Below are 22,201 nucleotides of genomic sequence, written 5' to 3'. Positions count from 1 at the left end.
TCAGCCTTCCTTCCGTGTTGGCGTGCGCTGCTTGTGGTGCAGGAGCCCGGAGGCCACGGCGGTGACGAGTGCGAGCAGCAGCAGCACGGTGAGGGACGGGTTGATGTAGCCGGGGACGACGACGGAGTAGTCATGACCGTCCGATGCCTCGCAGACGAGCCGCAGCGGGATGAAATCCCCTCTGCGGCCGACGAGGGCGGGCGTCCCTTCGGGGCGCTGCCGTTCGCACTCCTGCGCCTGTTCCCGGTCGTCCAGGAACAGGACGTGGAGCAGTCCCCACAGGTAGAGGGCGAGCCCGGCCGCGACCGCCGCCAAGGAGACGTCCCGCCACGTGCGGACCGGAGTGTTCCGGCGGCGTGCCTGTCGTGTCAGCCGTGAGCAGAGATACGCCGTGAGACCGATCAGGGTCGGCATTCCCGTGAGCAGGAGGGTGAACAGCACGGTGGCGTCGTGCCCCTGCCAGGGATCGGATGCCGTGACCACGGCCGTCAGACCCCGCGGATGGCGAAGTTGTACTTCTCGAAGATGGCGTAGAGCGGCATGCGCTCCCTCGCGTGGGCCTCCGCCTCGTCACCGAAGCCCTGGTACCGGCGCAGGACCTCGTAGATCTCCGTTTCGTCGTAGTCGAGGGCCGGACGGCGGATCGGGGTCTCCTCGTGGTCCCCGGCCTTTCCGTCGGCCCCCCAGATGTGCATGTGCGGCACGGTACTCAGGTTGAAGACGTTGTCCTGATTGACCTTCTGCCACATGGCCCAGCGGTCGGCGTCGGCGGCCGAGTCGAGGATGGTGCCCTCCAGCAGCCCCGAGCGGATCGAGTTGTTGCGCGCCAGGATGCAGGTGCGGCCCGAGATCTTGGCGATGCCGGTGCTGCTGTCGACCAGCTGCTCGACCTTGGGCAGGTCCTTGGCCCAGTCCGGGATGATGCCGGTGTGGTACAGCACGACACCGGCGTCCTCGGTGTAGTCCTTGATGCTGTAGTGGGCGAACTCCCAGAAGGCCGAGGTCTGGATGAGTGCCTTGCGCATGCGGTACCTGCGGGCCCCCGAGGTGATCGTGGCGTCGTAGCTGATGATCGTCTCGAGGCACTCCTGCAGGGTGTACATGCGCTCGCCCCCGGGCTTGCCGATCCGTGCCATGTAGTCCTGGACCTCCTGGAGCAGGGCGGGCCACAGGTCGATGTCGAAGCCGATGTCCAGCTTCTGGGAGGGCGTGGGGTAGAAGTCGCCCTGCCCGGTGTCCCGGCCGGAGGCGATGTTGTTGTCGATCTCGATCTGCCCGTCACCGGAGCCGATCGTCTTGGTGACGATCTGGTCGAAGGCCCAGTTCTGGGGCATCGGGTAGCCGAGGTTGCCGGAGAACCCGGACGACATGTCCGACACGAAGCTGGCGTCCGCGTAACCCGCCTCGGAGATCCGGGAGCACGCGTTGCGCGGGCCGTAGACCCCGATCTTGTAGGGGCTGCCCAGGTGGTTCATCTCCTCTCTGATCTTCTGGAAGTACGGCAGGATGAACGACGTGACCTCCTCGTCCACCGCGTCGTAGTCGACGGCGAAGTAGATGCGCGTGCCCGGCTTGAACCCGTGCTCCTCCGCCTTGTACGACGCGGTCATGCAGTCCGTGACGCCCTGCTCGGGGCTGTAGTAGTCGACCGAGCGCGCCCACGTCTGGTAGATCGGGAAGCAGCGCAGCCCGTACTCCTCGATGGTCGCGAGCTCGCCCGGCTGGATCTCCTTCTCCGGCAGGGACGTGGTGGAGGGGTTGTAGAGGTACCGCCCGATGTACTTGTAGCCCGCGGCCTTCAGGGCCTGGGCCCGGGCGGGGGTGACCTTCGTGACGCCGTCGCACGCCTCACCCTGGCGGCTCTGGTCCCCGTAGGAGACGAGCAGGGAGGCCCAGGTCTCGAAGTTGCCCTGGCCCGTCACGGCGAGCTTCATGAACGACTGGAACGTCCTGACGCTGTCGGCCAGCGAAGACGTGAACGAGCTCGAGAAGGAAACCGGGCGCTTGTTGAGGACCATGGCCCCGGTGAACAGCTGCACCCACACCCCGGAGGAACCGGTGGACACCGTGTGGCTCCTCAGGCCGGACTGGGTGCCGGGGCCGAAGACCCCGTTCGCCACGCCGTCCGCCATGCCCAGCTCGTACTGGATCGCGAACAGCATCGACTTGGCGACGTCACGGGAGTGATGGCCGTCGCAGGGGATGATGTAGAAGTCCTTGCGCAGGACGTAACGGCCGTTCAGCCACTGCTGGATGGACCGGATGGTCTCCGAGCCGTTGTTGACGGTGACGTAGGCGTCCATGTTCAGCAGGCCCTTGACCACCTTCGGCCACAGGGAGCTGCCGGGATAGGTGCTGCTGACACCCATGTTCGCGTTGAGCTGCGCCACCGCAGCCTTGACGCGGTCGTTGTAGGTCCCGTCGATCTCGCCGCCGTCGTAGCCCTTGCAGTACAGGGCGGACTGGATGATGCGGCAGAAGTTGGCCGACGGGATGGTCGTCTCGTCGAGCTTGCCGTACTTCTCCTGGAGGGCGGCGAGCGTGCCCGGGCCGAAGTTGTTCGAGAGCGAGGAGATGCCCATCTCGTACTGCAGCGCCCGAGTTAGAGCGTACATGACAACCCAACCGGTGCGGCCGTTCTCCTCCAGCTTGGGAATGCCCAGGGTGGCGCCGTTCCCGTAAGTGGTGTTGATGAATCTCTGGGCGCGGAGCACCATCTCGTCGGCCATTGAGTTCCTTCCGTGAGCGGAGAAGTCGGGCGGATGAGAACGTCGGCGCACACAGCGGGTCGGTGCCGTCCACCGGAGGAGGGCACGCAAAGACATCTCGGCGCCGTCCCGGCGAACGGCTCGCGCGGCCGCCGGGGTCCCGCCGGCGGTATTCGGGCGCACAACGTGGGACACGGGGAGCCGGGCTGCCGATGCCCGGCGGCGGGCCGGGGCCGAGGCGACCGCAGCGGCTGGAACACGGCCCCGGGGCCACGAGGGGACCGCTCCCGAGCGCGCGCCGCCGTCGGCCCGCACCCGGTCACACGTTTGAAGTCCCCCGGTGAGCGATCGGTCCCCACCCCTACGGGCGGCCCGAGGCCCCCCTTGATCACTTAAAACTTAGATCATCCGAGCGGACACGAGAAGGATCCCGGCACGGCCGGGGCACAAAGGCCGAATGTCGCCGGTGATCAGAATGATGCAACCGCCCACAACGGACGAAGACGCTCGGACGCGGCCGCACCGTGCGGCCGCGTCAAGCCCGGTTTCCGTCCTTCTCACCCGGGCACGGCACCACGGAGCCGGTCCGTGCCGGAACGGAACGCGCCCGCCGACACCCCGCGCCCCGGGGAGGCGACGGCCGGGAGCGACCCCGGCCGTCGGCCGTACTCAGCCGGCCAGCAGCTTCTTCACGGCCGCGGCCACCCGGCCGCCCTCGGCCTGCCCGGCCACCTTCGGGTTCACGATCTTCATCACGGCACCCATGGCCCGCGGCCCCTCGGCACCGGCCGCCCTGGCCTCCTCGACCGCCTGGGCGACGATCGCGTCCAGCTCCTCGTCGGACAGCTGCTTGGGCAGGTACGCGGCCAGCACCTCGCCCTCCGCCTTCTCCCGCTCGGCCTGCTCGGGACGACCGCCCTGCGCGAAGGCGTCCGCCGCCTCACGGCGCTTCTTCGCCTCCCGGGTGATCACCTTCTGCACCTCGTCGTCGGAGAGCTCGCGCTTCTCCTTCCCCGCGACCTCCTCCTTGGTGATCGCGGCGAGCGTCAGCCGGAGCGTCGAGGAGCGGAGCTCGTCGCGCTCCTTGATCGCGGCGTTGAGGTCTTCCTGCAGCTTCGACTTGAGCGTGGTCATGGCCTGATTGTCGCAGGTGCGGAAGGAAGGACGCCCGTCGATTTAAGGGCCCGTGCCCCAGGGGCCGTTCGCGCTCCCCGGCAGTTGCCCGCGAAGCCGCGGAGAACGAATGCGGAGGACGACCGCGGCGCACGGCGGACCGTCCGGATCTGACACGATGGGCACATGCGCGCGCGATACGGAATCCCCCTGGGAATCACGGCGGCCGGAGCCGCCGGACTGCTGTACGCGGCGGGCTTCGAGGCCCGCTCCTTCCGCCTCCGGCGGGTGACCGTCCCCGTCCTGCCCTCCGGGATGCGCCCCCTGCGCGTGCTGCAGGTCTCCGACATCCACCTGGTGAGCGGCCAGCGCAAGAAGCAGCGCTGGCTGCGCTCCCTGGCGGGCCTGCGCCCCGACTTCGTGATCAACACGGGCGACAACCTGTCCGACCCCGAGGCCGTGCCCGAGGTCCTGGACGCCCTCGGCCCCCTGATGGAGTTCCCGGGCGCCTACGTCTTCGGCTCCAACGACTACTACGGCCCCAGGCTGCGCAACCCCGCCCGCTACCTGCTCGAGAAGGTCCAGGGCCGCCACGGCCTGAACGGCAACCCCCCGGTCGTCGGCGCGGTCCACAACCCCTGGGAGGACCTGCGGGACGGCTTCGACGCGGCGGGCTGGCTGAACCTGACGAACACCCGGGGCACGCTGAAGATCGAGGGAACGTCGATCGAGCTGACCGGCCTGGACGACCCGCACATCAAGCGGGACCGGTACACGGAGGTGGCGGGCGGCCCGTCGGGCTCGGCGGACTTCTCGATGGGCGTCGTCCACGCCCCCTACCTGCGCGTCCTGGACTCCTTCACGGCCGACGGCTACCCCCTGATCCTGGCCGGCCACACCCACGGCGGCCAGCTCTGCATCCCCTTCTACGGCGCCCTGGTCACCAACTGCGACCTGGACACGGACCGGGTGAAGGGCCTGTCCACGCACACCTCCCAGGGCCGCACGTCGTACCTCCACGTGTCGGCGGGCTGCGGCACCAGCAGGTACACCCCGGTCCGCTTCGCCTGCCCCCCGGAGGCGACGCTGATGACGCTCGTGGGCCGGGACCAGCGGGGCTGACGGGACTCAGCAGAACACGGCCGGGCCCGGGCGGGCCGGGGCGGGCCGGGGCGGGCCGGGCACGGGCGGACGAGCACCGGGGACACCGGGGCACCGGGACGCCGGGGGAACCGGGACCACCGGAGACATCGGGGGGGCGGCGGACGCGGCAAGGGCGACGGAGGCGGCGCCCCGGACCGCCCGCCCCATAACCCACATGGCCCACCCACATGGCCCCGAACGGGACACCTTCCCACGATGGGGTCCATGACCGCCCCGATACCCAGGGACATCCCGGACCTCCCCCGCTCCCGGGCTTCCCGGAGACGCCACCGCCCCTGCTGTCCTCCCCCGTCCCCGCCCGAGCCGTGGTCCCTCCGGTACGCCGCCCGCTCGCGGCGGCGTACCGCCTGCTCCTGGCACTGACGGCGACGGCGGCGGTGACCACCCAGGTGCTCCTCGGCAGCCCGGCCCGGGTCCTGAGCCACTTCACGATCCAGAGCACGATCCTGCTGGCCCTGGTCACCCTCGTCTCGGCCCGCCGCGCCTGGACGCCCCGCCATCCCCTCCCGGCCACCCTGACGGGCGCGGCCCTGCTGTACGTGACGACGGCCGCCCTGGTCCACCACGTACTGCTGTCGGACGCGGCCCCCCGCTTCTCGATCACCGGCGAGGCCTCCCCGTGGCCGGCGACGCTCACCGCCCACCTCCTGCACACGGTGATCCCCGTCGCCGCGCTCCTGGACTGGCTCCTGCTCTCCCCGCAGGCCCGCACCCACCTCCGCCAGACCGCCGCGTGGCTGCTGTACCCCCTGGCCTACCTGCTCTTCTCCCTGGCCCGCGGCGAACTCCTCACCGGCTCCCCGGACCGCTACCTCTACCCCTTCCTGGACGTCACCCACCACGGCTACCGGAGCGTCCTCGCCAACGCCCTCCTCCTGGGCCTCTCCTTCTACGCCGTCGCCGTCCTCCTGGTGGCCCTGGACCACACCCGCCCGAAGCCGGCCCGCCGCCGGTGAGAAACCGGATTTCGTCTCCGGGCACCAGTGGGCTAAAGTAAACGTCGTCGCCGCGAGAGCAGCGACGATCGGGGTGTAGCGCAGCTTGGCAGCGCGCTTCGTTCGGGACGAAGAGGTCGTGGGTTCAAATCCCGCCACCCCGACGCTGGTCAGAGGGCCTGGTGTGCAAGTGGCACCAGGCCCTCTGTCATGCTCGGGGCCAAAGGAATTTGATCAAGCCTCGCGGGTGGTCGCCTCGCGCCGCCAGGTGAAGATCACGTCCATCGCCTCCGCGCCCTCTGTGGTGACCGGGCGGAGCTGCTTCCAGTAGTCGGCCTCCGTCGTCGCCTGACTGGTGTGCCCGACAAGCTGGGCGATGCGCTCCAGCCGGATGCCATGGTCCGAGAGCAGTGAGACGAAGCTGTGCCGCAGCTCGCGCGGCGTCCACTCAGGCACCAGCCCCGCCTTCTTCACGATGGCTTTGAAGTCACGCCGCACATTGGCAGCGTCGAGCGGCTCACCGGACCGCGTCGTGAAGACGCGGCCGGCCGGGCTCCCCTCCATCCCCCGAGACGCCCTCTCCTGCTTCTGCCATCGCTTGCGTTCTTCAAGGACGTCGACCACCTGCTTCGGCAGAGCGATGGTCCGCCGGCTCTTCCTGGTCTTGGTCTCACCGTGCTTGCGCACCGATCGCCACACGGCAACATGGGGCAGGGTGCCGTCCTCCGTCTCCAGGAAGACGTGATCCCAGGTGAGGGGGCGCGCCTCTTGCGTGCGTACGCCACTGAGAAGTGAGAGCACGAGGTAGGCGTACAGCCGCGAGGGGCGAGCCGCGGCAAGCACAGCTTCCGCCTGTTCCAGGTTCAAGGCCTTGCTCGGACGCCCAGGCCGTCCTTCCGGAACGGTGGCGAGCAGGGCGACATTCCGTGCGGCCTTGTCCCTGCGCTGAGCGTGCTCGATGGAGCGGCGCAGGGTGGCGAGCAGGTCACGGAGACTGCGCGTCGCCAGGAATTCGGCCCTGCCATCCAGCCAGTCGTCGACGTCGTCCGCGCAGAGGTCCTTCAGCTTCGCTTTGCCGATGAACGGGATCAGGTGTTTGTTCGCCATCGAGTGGTTCTTGCCGATGGTGCCCTTCTCGTCGCACCCCTTCAGGCCGCGCTCCAGCCAGTCGTTCACCGCGTCGGCCACGGTGTAGTTGGCCGGCGTCTTTACGCCCGACTGCAATTCCTTCTTCAGGTCCCGGATCTTCTGGCGGACCTCGGTCTTGGTCTTGCCGTACACCTTCGGCCGGCGGCGCTTACCATTCGGGGCGTACCCGAGGGACACGGCTCCCACGTACCGGTTCTTCGCCGTGTCCCAGTAGATCGTTTCTTCACCGTGGCCAGCCCTGCGGATCCGCTTTGGGGTCTCGGTCATGGTCATGCGGTGCTCTCCAAACGGCAGGGCCGCGCTACAGGGAGCACGGCCCTGCCGAAGTGTGTAGGGATAGGTAGGGCATTCAGGCTGTTTGGGCGGCAGCTTCCGCCTCGCGCTTGAGGAGCTCGACATACTGCGCGACATACTCGGGTGGGATGAGTCGACGACGACCGATACGGACCGTCCAAAATCGTCCGAGGCGGATCTCCTCATAGATCAGCGACCGACCGATGCCGAACGTGGCCGCTGCTTCTTCCGGTCGGTGCGAGAGTCACTCAGTGGGAGCGGCAATCGCGGTGCTCATCTGGGTGTCTCTTAAGAGCTCCTAACAGAATGATCTGCCTCGACGTCTTCATAGCCACATCAGGATTGGTGAACGTGGTTGGTAGGGTCCGGCAGTGACCTTGACGGACCTCAGCTACGGCTTTCGTGAAGATGATCAGCGGCGCCGCGTCCAGGCGGTTATCCACGATCGCCTTGCAGACGACCGCGAGCCGCAGGAGTGTCGTTACCTCACGCGGCTCTGGTGGCAGCTGGGCATGCCGTACCAAGAGGTGTCGTTGGCGCAGCTGAGCCTGAACGTTCGCAAGTCGAAGCTGGACGTGCTCGAGAGGCTGATCAGAGCCATCAGGACGTCCCACGACGAGATCGACGCATGGGTAGCCACCGCGCAGGACACCTTCCCGGTGATTCAAGATCGTGGCTTCCGGGCCGCCTCGGGCGACGACGGCTAGCGCAACAAGCCGAGTTGCCGGTGGGCGATGAGGCAGCAGGCGAGTCTGAGGAACGCTTCGTGGATGTCGGCTCGTCGTTCCCAGCGGATACGTAGGCGTCGAAAGCTGTGAAGCCAGGCGAAGGTGCGCTCGACCACCCACCGATAGATGCCAAGGCCGGTGCCGTGCCGGGTGCCGCGACGGGCGATGGCCGGCACGATGCCGCGAGCGCGGACCTGGTCGCGGTAGATGTCGTGGTCGTAGCCGCGGTCCGTGAACAGAGAGTCGGGTTTGCGCCGTGGCCGTCCCACGCGGCCACGGACCGGCGGGATCACGTCGGGCAACGGCAGGAGCTGGGTGACGTCGTTGCGGTTGCCGCCGGTCAGCAGAATCGCGAGCGGAGTGCCGTGTCCGTCGGCGATGAGGTGATGTTTCGATCCGGCTCGCCCACGGTCAACCGGCGAAGGGCCCGCGTGCTGTCCCCTTTTAGGGCCCTGACGTGGGACGAGTCGACCACGCACCGAGACCAGTCCAGCGGTGAGGCCGCGTTCAGCTCGGCCAGCAGGACCTCGTGAAGCCGCTGCCACACGCCGGCCTCGTTCCAGTCCCGCAGCAGCCGCCAGCACGTCATGTCCGAGCCGAAACCGAGGTCCTGTGGCAGGTACTCCCACTGGATCCCGGTGGGCAGCACGTACAAGATTCCGCACAGCACTTCCCGGTCCGGCAACGGCTTGCGCCCGGATACCGGAACCTGCGCTCACGCTGCGGCAACAGCGGATCCAAGCGAGCCCGCAACTCATCCGACACGATCCACAGCGACATCCCCACACCGGACCGAACGCTCAACTCCCGCCCCGGACACGGCAACCAGAGCTGATCCACCTCATTGTGTTAGCCGTTGTAAGACTCCACCGACCTGCAATCAAGGACCAGGCGGAGTTACGGGTGGACTCTGGGCGCCAGCGATGATTCCGTCCACGTGCTGACTCAACTGTGCATGAAGCACCCGAGTGAGAACCTCAATAAACCTCAGATTATAGCTGAGTTCCGGTCTAGATATGTGCATGGCCTGCGCTGTATGTGCCACCTGATGCCTAGAATCGAGAATGCTATCAAGCTTTTGGCTCTCGAATCCAGAGACTTCTTGCCGCCCCCAGTGCTTAGTGAATTCATCGCTGCAGACTTGAAAGACCTCGGAGATTCCCACCGCTTTGAACATTCGCTTAACGCAAGCCGAGTCAGGATTGCTGTTCGTTGCAGCAAGGGCTTTCGGCTCAAAGCTGTCCTTGGCCAGAAGTCTTGCCGCAGTCAAGACATTGGCCAACCGTAGTTCACGGTCCATACCCTTAGTGGAAAAGTCACCTTTTAGCGCAAGCTCGAGGGAAGCAAAGGAGGCCTCGACTTGAAGCTTTTTTGGGAGTAGCCCCATTGGCACTTTTGCAGTCCGAATACGGTCTAGTTCCTCCTCGAACAGGTCACGGAGGAACTTCTCAAAGGAAGCCACGGTAAGTACCGTGCAGGCACCTCGAAGCGCGGATACCTTGGGAAATTCTATGCTGTCAGGCGGATCCGGATACACAGACTCGAGAGAAATTAGCGCTTGGACCGCCTGTGCCCCGGCGTGGAATGTAGCCAGCGCCCCCATCGCGGCGTCAACCAACCTTTTCGCTGATCATGTCACGCATCATTGTGATTCGATCACGAAAGTAACTGGGGGTGTTGGTGGCAGCGTCAACCGCCCGCCGGAATTTTGTGTTCGAGAAGAGTTCCTGCACTCCTGCAATGATCTCTGAGCTGTTCTCCCGCAAAGTATCCTCAGAAAACTGTCCAACGGCAAAAATCTCAGCGTCGTATAGAGAAGCAAGCACCTGCCGTCGCCAGGACTGCTTTTCTGGCGACCATCGCTGGAAGGCGTTTTCACCAAACGCCGCCCTTGCCTTTCTGACGGCAGCGCGAAAGTGAGACCGAGCTTCCTCTACCTGAACTGCGGGCATATTGTGGTGAGTAGCCATGAAGGTGTCGAGCTTGCGACCCATTCCACCAGCAAAAGTGTCCCAGTTTTCACGGAATGTAAGATACCGCAAAACGAACTCGGCGTCGCGCATCTCGCTGTAGATGGCGGATCGATTCCGGTCTTTAATGCCGAGCAGCTTATGAAACTCGCTCGAAATCGACTCCTCGAGGATCATGTCGTTCAGCTTGCCAGGCCAGGCACTGTTTCTGATCTCTTGAGGGTTGAGTCTAATGCCGCCAGTATTCAAACGTTGGAAGACTTGATACTTGATATCAGGGTCGGACTGGCGGAGGATGATGACAGCTCGCAGGTTGGCGCGCGTCTCGAGAATGGTCTGAAGTGTTGTGGGAAGCTCATCAAACCTCAGGCCGTTGGCTTCTCCGAAAACCTTCAAACCAGTAAGAGCGAATCGCCCGAAGAGGAAATCACTGATTGCCGTCAGGCGCTGCTTTCCATCGATGACGGAATAGTGCCCATAGGCATCCTCATTCAGGAAAATATTAGGGATCGGGACATTCATCAAGAAAGACTCAATCAGTTGAGACTTCCGGTCGTCCTTCCACCTGTTTCGTCGCTGATAGTTAGGGGACAGGTCGATCTGCTTGTTCTTGACCAAGTCCGTCAGAGAGCGCAAATTGTAGTCAAGGACGCTCGTGAGCAGGTCTCTCTGCTTGGATTCCCAGAAACCGATCGGATCTTCCTCGTATTCGGAGTCGAGTTGGGCCTCCGATTCTTCGATATCCCGACTATTGCTGGATTCGAACTCGATCTGCTCCATTGCTCCCCTGCCGCCTGACGCCTCATCAAAAGCGGCCAACATCGTAGAGCATCAGCATCCATAGCGCAGTAGGACTTGAGAACTGTTGCACACGGCGTTGTGGACCGACAGCGGCTGTGTTCGTCGTAGGGATGTTGCCGCCGCGCCTCTCCTCCTCCTTCCTCCTGCGGCGTCATGCGCATCGGACTCGACAGCGTGGAGCGGGCGCCGACCGAGCCCGAAGACGTTGCGGCCGGCTTCTCGAGCCAGTGGAACGCGCGCTGAGCGCGCTCTTCATATAGCGCAGAAAGACCTATTTAGGCTATAAATGTTCAGCCACTCTCGATCATAGAATGGCCGCAGTGGAGGGACCTGCGGGGGCGGGGGACCGTGAGCGAGAAGGTTGCTGACGGCATCCGCAACCACCAGGTCAGCTTCCGGCTCTCGAGAGTGGCGAGCAGCCGACGAGTGATCTCCGCTGGGCCATCTCTGGGTCGTCCGAGGCCACTCGGTGCCGACCGGCGACGACCACTACTGACCTTCAAAGCGTGATGTCGGTAGGGCTGACGGCCCATGACCTCTGCGGTATCCCGAGTACATGAGGTATGCCCAGGGCGGTGGCCTGGCCGATCTACCGGCCCTGTCCGGACGCCCGGCCCGACGGACGCAAGAGCTTCTCCTGGAAGGACTACCGCGACCTCATCCGGAGTGCCCACCGGCAGCTCGGCGGCCCGATCGTGTTGGTCTGGGACAATCTCAACACCCACCTGTCCGCCGGGATGCGCCGCTGCATCGCCGACCGCGACCGGCTCACGGTCTTCCAGCTGCCTCCCTACGCACCCGACCTCAACCCGGTCGAGGCATCTGGTCCGTGCTGCGGCGCACCACCACAGCCAACCGGGCCTTCGCCGACCTAGACGATCTGATCACCGCGGTCCGACGTGGCCTACGTCGACTCCAGTACCGCCCCGACGTCCTCGACGGCTGCCTCACCGGCACGGGCCTCCAGCGCGAGCCACCATGACGGCACCACGCTTTGAAGGCCAGTAACAGCTTCTCCAGCGCGCGCCGTTCCATGGTCACCCCCTCCGGGACCCAGCGGCCGGAATGGCCGCCACTGACCGATCCAGCTAGAGCTACGGATCAGCGGTTCCCTCTGCCAGACGTGTGCCAGATCGTGCGGGGAGCCCCGAGGAACAGCGGAAGACCCATCCGCAGTCAACCAGACGTCTTCATTCCTCCGCCGCAGGTCAACACCGCAGCGAGCTCTAGATCACATTAGCTTCCCAGGCTGATGGCTTGGCGCCGGCCTTGACTCGATCGGTGCGTGCTGATCGGCTGAGCCCATGGCCACGGATCCCAGCGAGTACGAGAAGGCAATGCCGATCGTGGCAGCCCACCTTGCGAAGATCGAGCGAGCGGTTGACCGAACCCGTGCTTCACACACGGGGCAGCCGTTCGCAGCGGTCCATCAGGCGCTTGCCGAAGCACTGCAAGACGAGGGTGCCCAACGCGTCGTGCCCCAAGTCGTCGAGGAGTTGGCGCGCCAGATCTCTGGGACAGTGACCAGGCCCTCAGGAGCGGCAGGGTAAGTGTCTAACTGCGTGACAACACCGACGTACACCGGCGGACATGCGCGGACGCGTACGGACCATAAACGCAGGTGACGAGCGCGCTAGCCCAAGGCAGAGCGTCCACCCAAACTGCTTCGGGACGGAGATGTCGGGGGTTCAAATCCCGCCACCCCGACACAGGTCAGAGGCCCCTTCACGGGATCGTGAAGGGGCCTCTGCCGTGCGTGCGGCAGCGGAGTACAGCAACCGCCATGGCTCTTGACGGCCGTCCCCGGCCGGCCGCTCCTGCTGCTTGCGCTCGCCCTTCTTCTCCTTCTGCCTGCCGCCGCCGCCCGGTGCCTTGCCGAGCTCGCGGAGCGCCCGGCGGGTCCCGGCGAAGGGCACATGGGTGTGGACCTCCATCGTGACCGCGATCTCGGAGTGCCTCAGGATCTGCCTCGCGAAGCGGGGGTGAACGTCTTCGGCCGACCAGGGGTCGGGCCGCCCGCGCCGGGCCCGCTGGACCTCGACCAGTCGGGGCGGCGTTCTTCAGGGACCCGCGCGAGGCGCGGGCGGGCCCCTTGGGCTCGGCCCCTCTGCGCCTTCGGCAGGGAGCCGGCCCGTGGGGCCGCGGCGAAGCGACGGCCCGAAGGCAGAGCCCGCATGGCGTGCGACGGTCTCAGGCGGAGCCGAGCAGACGCGGTCCCCGGTGTCCGGGTCGTTCGCACAGCGGCGCGCTCCACCTGGACGCCGGGAGCCACGCCCGCTCCACGGTGTGAGGGTCGACGGCGGACGGGACGGGAGCGGGCATCGTCGTGGTCGAGCTGGAGCCCCGCAGGATCGGAAACCCGGTACCGCAGTGACCGGTGACCGGCCGAAGATGGGGGCATGGACGCGCAGAAGGTGACCTTGCGGAAGATGACACCGCCGGAGTACGACGCGGCGACTGAGCACCGCGAAGCCGAGACGGCCCGGGAACTCGGCAAGTTCATGCCCGAGGAGCTGGCGCGGGAGCGGGCTCATCAGGGCACGGCGCAGTTCCTCCCCGACGGGCTCGACACGGCCGGTCACCATCTCGTGGTGGCGGAGAACGAGGCAGGCGAGGTCGTGGGGAACGCGTGGATCGGCCCGGATCCGCGCCGGGCCGCGGGCACTGCCGGCTCGGCTTGGCTGTACGACATCAACGTCTTCCCCGCGTTCCGGCGCCGCGGATACGGGTCCGCGGTCCTCTGCGCCGCCGAAGAACTCGTTGTCCGTGAGGGCTGGACTTCTCTCGGCCTGAACGTCTCCGGGGACAACGAGGCAGCCATTGCTCTGTATCGCCGCAACGGCTACGACGTGGAATCCATGTCCCTGCGCAAGAGCGTGCGGCAGGCTCCTGGCATCAACAGCTGACGTCGGCAAGCACGAACAGCACCGGCCGACGCCGGGCCCCGGAGGACGGACCGCCGGGCCGTGGGCCGTGGGCCGGTGGTCCGGTGGTCCGGTGGTCATGAAGACCGGTGATCGCCCCGATGAGGATGAGACCCCGGGTTCAGGACGCCGTGCCCTCACGTCCCGATCAGGTGGCAGCCGCGGCTTTGTTCACCGCAGTGCGGACCACCACCACGAGGGGGGACCACGGCGGACTACGGGACCCACGCGAACAAGGCCCGGGAGATCCTGGACGAGGTTCACCCCAGGACCTTCCAGTGCTCCGAAACACTCGCCGTCGCCGCTGCCCAGGCCCAGGCGATCCTCGCCCCGGCCGCAGCCGTCGGTCGTCGGAGCGGCAACGACAGGGGTGGGGTCAGGTGAATGTCCAACGGTTCATCTCATACGGCGAACTGCTGTGGTCCGACGGGGGATTGACTGATGCGAGGCATCGGCCAGTCGTCGTCCTCCCGCCTCCGGGCCGAGCCACCCCACTCCCTCGGACCGCTGCGTTGGCGGGTGAAGGCCGGGAAGCGGCCGGCTTTGCGCTCGTAGCGGCGGTGCGGACGGCGGCGTCCGGCGAGCCGGGCCCTGGCCGTCGAAGCGTGCCGGCGCTTCGTCCGCCTCGCCCAACGGCAGGGACGGCAGGACCGGACATCCTCCGGTTCGTCCCGGACCGCCTCGGGCCGACCGTCCGACGAGGCGGCCTCGAGGGAACGACCTGCCCGTTCAGGAGCTGAACGGGACGTGGCGGTGATCACCGTCGCCTGCCCCCGGTACGGTCGTGGCGACGGCGGTGCAGCGGGAAGACGGAGACGTCCGTGTCGCCGCCTTCGCGGGACTGAAACCGGCGGTGCCCCGCAGCGCCGGGCGGCACCGTGGGTGCCGTCGCACCGGACCCGGCGCTCGCCCACCCGGAGCGCCGGCTCGCGTCCTCGCCGGGCCGGGGACACCGGCACCGGACCGGTCCGCTTCCTCGGACGCGGGCTTTCGGATCTCGTCCGTCGCGCCTCGCTCCGCGACGCACGCCCTGCCGAGGAGCCGCCACCGGCCCGCCTCGCGGCGGCCGCTCGGTGCAGGGGCAAGAGGGGGTGACCGAGGGTACTCGTGCCCGGTACGGCAGTTTCCCGGCCGCCACATCGCCGATTGCCGACCGGGTGACCGGCGACCGGGTGGCATGGTTCTCAGCGGAGTGGCAGGCGGTGCGGCGGTTCGGCGGGCCGCGCCCCGGGAAGGATGGGCGACATGATCATTTTCGGTACCAAGGGGTATCTGTACCAGCTCGCGATACTGACGCTGGTGTGCGGGCAGTGCGGGAATCCGTCCGCGCACACGCTCAGGAAGCGGGTCACGAAGTTCACGCTGTTCTTCGTGCCGCTCTTCCCCTTCTCGACGAAGTACGCGACGCAGTGCACCTTCTGCGGCGCGGAGCAGCGGGTGACCAAGGAGCAGGCCGAGCAGCTCCAGGCACAGGCCGCAGCCGGTCAGGGAGGCCAGGGGTACGGGCAGCCCCAGCAGCAGCCCTACCAGTCCTGAGGCCCTGTCCCGAGGCCCGGGCGGCCCGGGTGGTCCTCGCAGCGGTGTCGCCGCGGAGACGGACACCCTCGGGGGGTCTCAGTCCTCCCCTTCGCTCCCGGGCCGGTCCAGCAGTTCGCGCAGCAGCCGTTCGTCGTCCGGGGCGAGGCCGGTGACGAAGCTGGCCAGAACCGCCCTGCGGTCGCTCTCGGCGTCCAGGACCTTGTGCATCTTGTGGGCCGCCAGGCCCGCGTGGTCCGACGCCGGGGTCCAGGCGAAGGAGCGGCCCGTCCGCTCCCGGGTGACGGCGCCCTTGTCCAGCAGCCGGGTCAGGATCGTGACGACCGTCGTGTGGGCGAGGTCGCCGCCCAGGCGCTCCCGCACCCAGCCGGCCGTCGCCGGTCCGTCCGCCTCCCGCAGCGCCGACAGGACCTGTGCCTCCAGCTCGCCCTGTCCCCGCCGCCGGGGGCGCCGCCCGTGTTCCGCCACGGCCCGCCTCCCTTCCGCCGCCGCACGTTTCCCGGGCGGTCATCGTATAGATGAGCGGACTCCGTCAAATTCTCTACATTGCTGTAGATTCCGGTGGCGGCACCCGCCACCGCCGCCGGCACTCGGCACCGGCTCACGAGAGGAACGGACCCCATGTTCGGACTGAGCGAACTCGCGATCATCCTCGTCGTCGTCATAGCCGTCCTGGCCGCCCGGAAACTGCCGGACCTCGCCCGGTCGGCGGGCAAGTCCGCCCGCATCCTGAAGGCCGAGGCCCGGGCCGCCGAGGAGCAGGACCGGCGGGACGCGCCCCGTGTCATCCGGGGGGAGACCGTCCCCGGGGACGCCTCGCCCGAGGCGGAGCGGCCCCGGCGGTGAGCGTCCTCAGCCGCTCCCCGCGTCGTCGTACGGGTCGGCCGGGGGCGGGACCGGCCGGGCCGCCGTGACCTCGAAGTAGGGCACGGGACCGTCGTTGACCGGGTCCCTCGTGCGGCGCGGGGTGTAGGTCCCGGTGAGCTCCAGCCAGCTGTCCGGTTGCAGGACCGGGGGGATCTCGCCGGTCAGGGCGACCTTCACCGGCTGGGCGTCCGCCGCACAGCAGTCGAGGGTCATGCGGGCCAGGTACGGGGCGCCGGATCCGTCCAGGGCCACGAAGCCGGTGAGGGTGAGGGGGCGGCCGCGGAGGTGGCGGCCGTCGTCGTAGACCGCGCGTGCCGCGTAGTCGTCCACGCCGAGGCGCAGGGGGCCCCGGGCGGGGAGGTCGGGGAAGCCGAAGGGTTCCTGCAGGGCCGTGCCCATGTGGGTGGCGCTGTAGGAACCGAGGGCCGGTGGGGCGACCAGGACCAGGGCGAGGAGGGGGAGGGCGAGCAGCCAGGAGACGCGGGGCTCCGGGTGGTGGTCCTGCCCGGCGGGGTCGTCCTTCCCGGCACGGTGGCGCCACCCGTACCGGACCGTCGCCGCCGCCGTGGCGATCAGGACCGCTCCCGCCAGCAGGAGCAGCGGGCGCAGGCCGGCCTTGACGTAGCGCAGGTGGAGGTCGGTCCAGCCGGCGTGCAGCACGGTCGCGCCGAGGAGGAACAGCAGCGCCGCCTGGGCCTGCCGGTCCGGACGCGGACGCACCCGCGTGCTCCGGTCGCTCCGGTTCCTTCGCTTCCCCGGGTTCACAGCAGCACCGCTCCCGTCAGGGCCGAGACCGCCACCGCCGTCACGAAGGTCGCGGGGGCGAAGCGCAGGGCGAAGGCACGGCCGAACGTGCCCGCCTGCATGGCGAAGAGTTTGAGGTCGACCATCGGGCCCACGACCAGGAAGGTGAGCCGGGCCGTCGCCGAGAACTGGGTCAGCGACGCCGCCACGAACGCGTCCGCCTCCGAGCAGAGGGACAGCAGGACGGCGAGGGCCGCCAGCGCCAGCACCGACAGCACCGGGTCGCCGGCCGCGGCCCGCAGCCACTCGGCCGGGACCACCGCCTTCAGCGTCGCCGCGGCCGTCGCGCCGATCACCAGGAAACCGCCCGCGTGCATCACGTCGTGCCGCACCGACTCCCAGAAGGCCGCACCCCTGCTCCGGCCCCCGTGGGACGGACGGGCCGGTGGGCGCAGCCAGTCGGCGCGGCCCAGGCGGTGCCAGAGCCAGCCCATCACGCACGCCGCCAGCAGACTCGCGACGAAGCGGGCGAGAACCATCTCCGGGTCGTTCGGGAAGGCGACCGCCGTGGCCGTCAGCACGATCGGGTTGACGGCCGGAGCGGACAGCAGGAACGCCAGGGCCGCCGCCGGGGTCACTCCCCTGCGCACCAGCGCGCCCGCCACCGGCACGGACGCGCACTCGCAGCCGGGGAGCACCGCGCCCGCCGCGCCGGCGACCGGGACCGCCAGCGCGGGGCGTCGCGGCAGCGCCCGGGCGAAGAAGGACGGTGGGACGAACACCGCGATCGCCGCCGACAGCAGGACGCCGCACACCAGGAAGGGCAGGGCCTGGAGCACCACCGCCACGAACACCGTCATCCAGCTCTGCGTCACCGGGGCGGTCAGGGCGCGGCGGATCGTGTCCTGGAACATCACGGCCGTGAGCAGCGTCAGGACGAGGAGGAGGGGGGAGGTGAGGTGACGGGGCTGCTCGCCGGGCTCCCCGCCGAGCTCCTCGGCGGGCTCCCCTGTGGGCTCCCCGACGGGTTCGGCCTCGTCCGGGGCCGACTTGGTGAGGAACACGGGCCGGCTGCACCTCCGGGGAACGCGCGCGACGAGACGGGACGCCGGGACCCCCTGAACGCCGGGGCCCCTCCCCCTCCATACGGCGCGACCGGTACGGCCGTTCAGCCCGCCGCCGATCACACCTGGAACCACCCGTGCGCATGGGGCAGTCTTTTCCCCCGTGGTGAGCCTCCTTCCGAATCCGGCCCTGCCCGGCGACCCCTCCGCGCCCATGGTGGTGTGCGGCGACGACGGGCTGGCGCACCGGCTCGCCGCCGAACTCCGGGGCGTGTACCGCGAGCAGGTCGTGCTCGTCGTGCCGCCGGCCGGGCGCCGGGTGCGGCAGCCGGTGGTGGGGCGGGCCCGGGCGGCCTCCGCGGCCCTGCTCGACCGGGTCGTGACCGCCGTCAACCGGGGCAACGGCGGCTTCGACGGGACCCCGGCCCCGGGCGAGCGGGTGGTGGAGGCCGCCGAGCCGACCGAGGCCGTGCTCGCCGAGGCGGGCGTGGAGCGGGCCGCCGCGCTGGCCCTCGTGTACGACGACGACGAGACCAACATCCGCGCCGCGCTCACCGCCCGCCGGCTCAACCCCCGGCTGCGGATCGTGCTCAGGCTCTACAACCGGCGGTTGGGCCAGCACATCGAGGAACTGCTGGACCAGGCGGCCGAGTTGGCCGACCCGGACGCACAGGGACGGCACGGTCCGGGGGGCGACGCCTCCACGACCGTCCTGTCCGACGCGGACACGGCCGCGCCCGCGCTGGTCGGCACCGCGCTCGTCGGCACCAACAAGGTCGTCGACGCCGGCGGCCTGCTGCTGCGGGCCGTGGAACGCCGGCCGCCGGAGCCGGGCCAGGTGGCCGACCCCGGTCTGTGCACCCTGGCGCTGCTGTCCGCGACGAGCAACGACCCGGCCGGTGCGGAGGGTTCGGAGGACAGCGGGGAGCAGGGGCCGCAACTGCTGCCCGACGCGGCGGCGGTGGCGGCGGCGACGGGGCGCGGGACGGTGGTGCTGGAGCAGGTGTCCTACTCGGGGCCGCCGCTGCCGGCCGGACGGGCCCGGGTGCCGCCGTTCGCCTCGCTGTTCTCGCGGCGGCTGCGCTGGTCGCTGGCGGGGCTGGTGGCGGCCGTGGTCGCGCTCGCCGTCGCGCTGACGGTGGTCACGCGGGACCACCCGCTGCACGCCACCTACGTCACCCTGCTCGACCTCTTCGCGATCAACGAGCCCGCGCACCACGAGTCCACCGGCCGCCAGGTGCTGCAACTGCTGTCGGGACTGGTCGGGTTGCTGTTGCTGCCGGTGCTGCTGGCGGCGGTGCTGGAGGCGCTGGGGACGTTCCGCACCGCGTCGGCGCTGCGGAAGCCGCCGCGCGGGCTGAGCGGTCACGTGGTGCTGCTCGGGCTGGGCAAGATCGGGACGCGGGTGCTGACGCGGCTGCGGGAGCTGCACATCCCCGTGGTGTGCGTCGAGGCCGACCCGGAGGCGCGCGGCATGGCGACGGCGCGGCGGCTACGGGTGCCGGTGGTGCTCGGGGACGTCACGCAGGAGGGCGTCCTGGAGGCCGCGAAGATCCACCGGGCGGACGTGCTGCTCGCACTGACCAGCGCGGACACCACCAACCTCGAGGCGGTGCTGTACGCCCGGTCCGTGCGGCCCGACCTGCGGGTCGTGCTGCGGCTGTACGACGACGACTTCGCGAAGGCGGTGTACCGCACCCTGCGGACGGCGCACCCCGGCGCGCTGACCCGGAGCCGCAGTGTGTCCCACCTGGCCGCGCCCGCGTTCGCCGGATCGATGATGGGGCGGCAGATCCTGGGCGCGATCCCGGTCGAGCGGCGGGTGCTGCTGTTCGCGGCGGTGGTCGTGGGCGGGCACCCGCAGCTGGAGGGGAAGACGGTCGGCGAGGCGTTCCGGGCCGGGGCGTGGCGGGTGCTGGCCCTGGACACCGCGGCGTCCGCCTCCGGCGGGGAGCGGGGCGAGGAGAGGTCCGGCGCCGCGGCGGGCTCGGGACTGGTGTGGGACCTGCCCGACACCTACGTCCTGCGGGCGGGGGACCGCGTGGTGCTGGCCGCCACGCGACGGGGGCTGGCGGAACTGCTGGGACGCAGGGGGCGGGAGCGGGCGGAGACGTGAGCCCCGCGGCCGCCGTCCCCGGCCCCGGCCCGGCGGGCGCCGTGGGCGACACGGCCGGCCCCGCCCGCCCCGGGACCGGTCGCCGTCGCCGTTACCGGGTCACCCGCCGAGGTGCCGGCGTGCGAAGTCCAGTTCCAGCCGTACCTGCTTGATGCGCTCGTCCACCACCAGGGAGCCGTGTCCGGCGTCGTAGCGGTAGACCTCGTGGACCGCGCCGCGGGCCTCGAGGCGCTGGACGTAGTTCTCGATCTGCCGGATGGGGCAGCGCGGGTCGTTGACGCCGGCCGAGATGTAGACCGGGGCCTTGACCCGGTCGACGTAGGTGATCGGGGAGGACGCCTCGAAGCGCTCGGGGACCTCTTCCGGAGTGCCGCCCAGCAGGGTGCGGTCCATCGCCTTCAGCGCCTCCATCTCGTCGTGGTACGCCGTGACGTAGTCGGCGACCGGGACCACCGCGATCCCCAGCGCCCACGCGTCGGGCTGGGTGCCGAGGCCGAGGAGGGTGAGGTAGCCGCCCCAGGAGCCGCCGGTGAGGACCAGCCGGGCGGGGTCCGCCAGGCCGGAGCCGATCGCCCACGCGCGGACCGCCGCGATGTCCTCCAGCTCGATCAGGCCCACCCGGTGCTTCAGGGCGTCGGTCCAGGCACGGCCGTAGCCCGTGGAGCCGCGGTAGTTGACGCGGACCACCGCGTAGCCGTGGTCGACCCAGGCCGCCGGGCCCGCGGCGAAGGAGTCGCTGTCGTGCCAGGTGGGGCCGCCGTGGATGTCGAAGACCGTCGGGAGCGGGCCGGTCGCGCCGGCCGGCTTCTGGACCAGGGCGTGGATGCGGCCGCCCGGGCCCTCCACCCACACGTCCTCCACGGGGACCGAGCCGGGCGACTTCATCCCGGGCGGGTCGAGGACGACACCGCCCGCGGTGGAGCGGACCACCGGCGGCTCGGCCGCCGACGACCACAGGTACTCCACGCTGCCGTCGGGGCGGACCGTCGCACCCGAGACCGCGCCGCGCGGGGTGGGGACCTTCACCAGCCGCCGCTCGGCCAGGTCGTAGCGGAAGAGCTCGCCGCGGGCCTCGAAGCCGTGCGCGATGATCAGCCCGGTGCCGTCCGGGTACCACTCGGCGCTCACGTCGCCGGGCAGCTCCAGGGCGAGGTCCGTCTCCTCCCCGGTCGCCACGTCCCACACCAGGGGCTCCCAGCGGCCCCGCCGCTGGTGCCCGACGAGCAGCCGGGTGTCGCCCGCGACCGGGGCGAAGCCCAGCACCTCCAGGCCCAGCTCCTCGGTGCCGCCCCTGGTGTCGTCGAGCTCGGCGACCACCGTGCCGTCGGGGCGCAGCACCCGCAGCGCGGAGTGCATCGCGTCACCGTGCTCGGTGTGCTCCACGGCGATCAGCGAACCGTCGTGGGAGAGGTCGCCGACGCCCGCCGACTCGCGGTGGCGGTAGATCTCCACGGGCGGCTCGCCGGTGCGGACCAGGTGGATGGTCGTGCCGTCCTCGTCCGTGGAGCGGCCCACGACCGCCGTACGGCCGTCCCGGCCCAGCGCGAGGCCGGCGGGGTAGGAGGGGTCCAGGCCCGGCGCCGCGAGGTCGTCCTCGCCGCCGGAGAAGCGCTGGCGGCGCCAGACGCCGAACTCGTCGCCGTCCTTGTCGTCGAACCACCAGATCCACTCGCCGTCCGGCGAGAGCACGCCGTCCGTCGTGCCGTTGGGCCGGTCCGTCACCTGGCGCTGCTCGCCCGTCGACCGGTCCCAGGCGTACAGCTCGTACGTCCCCGTCGCGTTCGACACGAACAGGGAGCGGTCGGGTGCGTCCTGCGCCCACTCGGGCAGGGACACCCGGGGCGCCCGGAAGCGCTTCTCCCAGTCGGGCATGTCCCCGCCCTGCTCCACCACTCGCTCGGTCTGGTCCGGCCGGTCCGGCGCGTCGGACCCGTTGCTCTCAGTCATGGCCCCATACTGCCCGCCCCGGCGGACATCGCGCCGCCGAGGTCCCCGGCCTGTGGACAACCTCCACCGGATCTTCCACCGGTCCTCAGGCCCGCCCCTCCCCCGGGACGACCCCGCGGGCCGGGGACGGCCGGGAGCACC

At 69.4% G+C, this 22,201-nt stretch carries 16 protein-coding genes, 1 tRNA gene and 4 pseudogenes; 9 read left to right on the top strand and 12 right to left on the bottom strand.

Annotated elements, in window-relative coordinates:
• The 3 genes from GL259_RS21190 to GL259_RS21180 all read right to left on the bottom strand — a co-directional run bounded on the left by GL259_RS21190 (window position 1) and on the right by GL259_RS21180 (window position 3,842).
• Window positions 1-483 (bottom strand): hypothetical protein, encoded by a 483-nt coding sequence (locus GL259_RS21190; protein WP_159534945.1) that lies wholly within the window; start codon window positions 481-483, stop codon window positions 1-3.
• A 5-nt stretch (window positions 484-488) separates the two neighbouring features.
• Window positions 489-2,729 carry a glycoside hydrolase domain-containing protein gene (locus tag GL259_RS21185; RefSeq protein ID WP_159534944.1) on the bottom strand — a complete coding sequence of 747 codons (2,241 nt, stop codon included), beginning with the start codon at window positions 2,727-2,729 and terminating at the stop codon, window positions 489-491.
• Between the two features lie 648 nt (window positions 2,730-3,377).
• Entirely contained in the window at window positions 3,378-3,842 is a 465-nt protein-coding gene (locus tag GL259_RS21180) for a GatB/YqeY domain-containing protein (RefSeq protein ID WP_159534943.1), read from the bottom strand.
• Between the two features lie 165 nt (window positions 3,843-4,007).
• On the opposite strand from GL259_RS21180, the gene GL259_RS21175 reads away from it, so the two are divergent.
• The 3 genes and pseudogenes from GL259_RS21175 (at window position 4,008) to GL259_RS21165 (ending at window position 6,084) form a co-directional block, all read left to right on the top strand.
• Window positions 4,008-4,943 (top strand): metallophosphoesterase, encoded by a 936-nt coding sequence (locus tag GL259_RS21175; RefSeq protein WP_159534942.1) that lies wholly within the window; start codon window positions 4,008-4,010, stop codon window positions 4,941-4,943.
• A gap of 246 nt (window positions 4,944-5,189) precedes the next feature.
• Window positions 5,190-5,941, top strand: a pseudogene (locus GL259_RS21170) (Pr6Pr family membrane protein).
• A 69-nt stretch (window positions 5,942-6,010) separates the two neighbouring features.
• Window positions 6,011-6,084 (top strand) — tRNA-Pro (locus GL259_RS21165).
• Between the two features lie 70 nt (window positions 6,085-6,154).
• Here GL259_RS21165 and GL259_RS21160 read toward each other — a convergent pair.
• The gene (locus GL259_RS21160; protein WP_159538826.1) at window positions 6,155-7,336 is read right to left on the bottom strand and encodes a site-specific integrase; all 1,182 of its coding nucleotides are present in this window, start codon (window positions 7,334-7,336) and stop codon (window positions 6,155-6,157) included.
• An 82-nt stretch (window positions 7,337-7,418) separates the two neighbouring features.
• A pseudogene (locus tag GL259_RS38850) lies at window positions 7,419-7,583 on the bottom strand (DNA-binding protein); the annotation flags it as partial.
• 151 nt (window positions 7,584-7,734) lie between these two features.
• Here GL259_RS38850 and GL259_RS21150 point away from each other — a divergent pair.
• Window positions 7,735-8,070, top strand: a complete 336-nt coding sequence (locus GL259_RS21150) for a hypothetical protein (RefSeq protein WP_159534941.1) — start codon at window positions 7,735-7,737, stop codon at window positions 8,068-8,070.
• Here the strand turns inward: GL259_RS21150 and GL259_RS21145 are convergent.
• From GL259_RS21145 to GL259_RS21135, 3 genes and pseudogenes are all read right to left on the bottom strand, one after another.
• Window positions 8,067-8,871: pseudogene (locus GL259_RS21145) on the bottom strand (IS5 family transposase). The gene GL259_RS21150 and the pseudogene GL259_RS21145 sit on opposite strands and share 4 nt — an antisense overlap.
• Before the next feature lie 100 nt (window positions 8,872-8,971).
• Window positions 8,972-9,694, bottom strand: coding sequence for a HEPN domain-containing protein (locus tag GL259_RS21140; RefSeq protein WP_159534940.1), 723 nt, complete (start codon window positions 9,692-9,694; stop codon window positions 8,972-8,974).
• A 7-nt stretch (window positions 9,695-9,701) separates the two neighbouring features.
• Window positions 9,702-10,841, bottom strand: coding sequence for a DUF262 domain-containing protein (locus tag GL259_RS21135; RefSeq protein WP_159534939.1), 1,140 nt, complete (start codon window positions 10,839-10,841; stop codon window positions 9,702-9,704).
• Window positions 10,842-11,425: 584 nt separating this feature from the next.
• Here GL259_RS21135 and GL259_RS21130 point away from each other — a divergent pair.
• The 3 genes and pseudogenes from GL259_RS21130 to GL259_RS21120 all read left to right on the top strand — a co-directional run bounded on the left by GL259_RS21130 (window position 11,426) and on the right by GL259_RS21120 (window position 15,322).
• Window positions 11,426-11,844, top strand: a pseudogene (locus GL259_RS21130) (transposase).
• Window positions 11,845-13,261: 1,417 nt separating this feature from the next.
• Window positions 13,262-13,768: a GNAT family N-acetyltransferase gene (locus GL259_RS21125; RefSeq protein ID WP_243762348.1), complete on the top strand. Its 507-nt coding sequence runs from the start codon at window positions 13,262-13,264 to the stop codon at window positions 13,766-13,768.
• Window positions 13,769-15,031: 1,263 nt separating this feature from the next.
• Entirely contained in the window at window positions 15,032-15,322 is a 291-nt protein-coding gene (locus GL259_RS21120; RefSeq protein WP_159534938.1) for a zinc-ribbon domain-containing protein, read from the top strand.
• 78 nt (window positions 15,323-15,400) lie between these two features.
• Here the strand turns inward: GL259_RS21120 and GL259_RS21115 are convergent, their stop codons facing one another.
• The gene (locus GL259_RS21115; protein WP_159534937.1) at window positions 15,401-15,790 is read right to left on the bottom strand and encodes a BlaI/MecI/CopY family transcriptional regulator; all 390 of its coding nucleotides are present in this window, start codon (window positions 15,788-15,790) and stop codon (window positions 15,401-15,403) included.
• A gap of 153 nt (window positions 15,791-15,943) precedes the next feature.
• Here GL259_RS21115 and GL259_RS21110 point away from each other — a divergent pair, with 153 nt between their 5' ends.
• Complete coding sequence (locus GL259_RS21110; protein WP_159534936.1) at window positions 15,944-16,168, top strand: twin-arginine translocase TatA/TatE family subunit; 225 nt, start codon at window positions 15,944-15,946, stop codon at window positions 16,166-16,168.
• A 6-nt stretch (window positions 16,169-16,174) separates the two neighbouring features.
• Here GL259_RS21110 and GL259_RS21105 read toward each other — a convergent pair whose 3' ends face one another.
• Both GL259_RS21105 and GL259_RS21100 read right to left on the bottom strand, forming a co-directional pair.
• Window positions 16,175-16,909 (bottom strand): TIGR03943 family protein, encoded by a 735-nt coding sequence (locus tag GL259_RS21105; protein ID WP_159534935.1) that lies wholly within the window; start codon window positions 16,907-16,909, stop codon window positions 16,175-16,177.
• A 41-nt stretch (window positions 16,910-16,950) separates the two neighbouring features.
• The gene (locus GL259_RS21100; RefSeq protein ID WP_159534934.1) at window positions 16,951-17,997 is read right to left on the bottom strand and encodes a permease; all 1,047 of its coding nucleotides are present in this window, start codon (window positions 17,995-17,997) and stop codon (window positions 16,951-16,953) included.
• Between the two features lie 214 nt (window positions 17,998-18,211).
• Between GL259_RS21100 and GL259_RS21095 the strand changes: the two genes are divergently transcribed.
• The gene (locus GL259_RS21095) at window positions 18,212-20,113 is read left to right on the top strand and encodes an NAD(P)-binding protein (RefSeq protein WP_159538820.1); all 1,902 of its coding nucleotides are present in this window, start codon (window positions 18,212-18,214) and stop codon (window positions 20,111-20,113) included.
• A 99-nt stretch (window positions 20,114-20,212) separates the two neighbouring features.
• Here GL259_RS21095 and GL259_RS21090 read toward each other — a convergent pair whose 3' ends face one another.
• A complete protein-coding gene (locus GL259_RS21090) occupies window positions 20,213-22,060 on the bottom strand; it encodes a prolyl oligopeptidase family serine peptidase (RefSeq protein ID WP_159534933.1) in 1,848 nt (615 codons plus the stop codon).
• Between the last annotated feature and the right edge of the window lie 141 nt (window positions 22,061-22,201).

It is taken from the genome of Streptomyces sp. Tu 3180, assembly GCF_009852415.1.
Taxonomy (GTDB): domain Bacteria; phylum Actinomycetota; class Actinomycetes; order Streptomycetales; family Streptomycetaceae; genus Streptomyces.
Note: the sequence above shows the minus strand (reverse complement) of the source record. Positions and strands in the feature narration are given on the sequence as shown.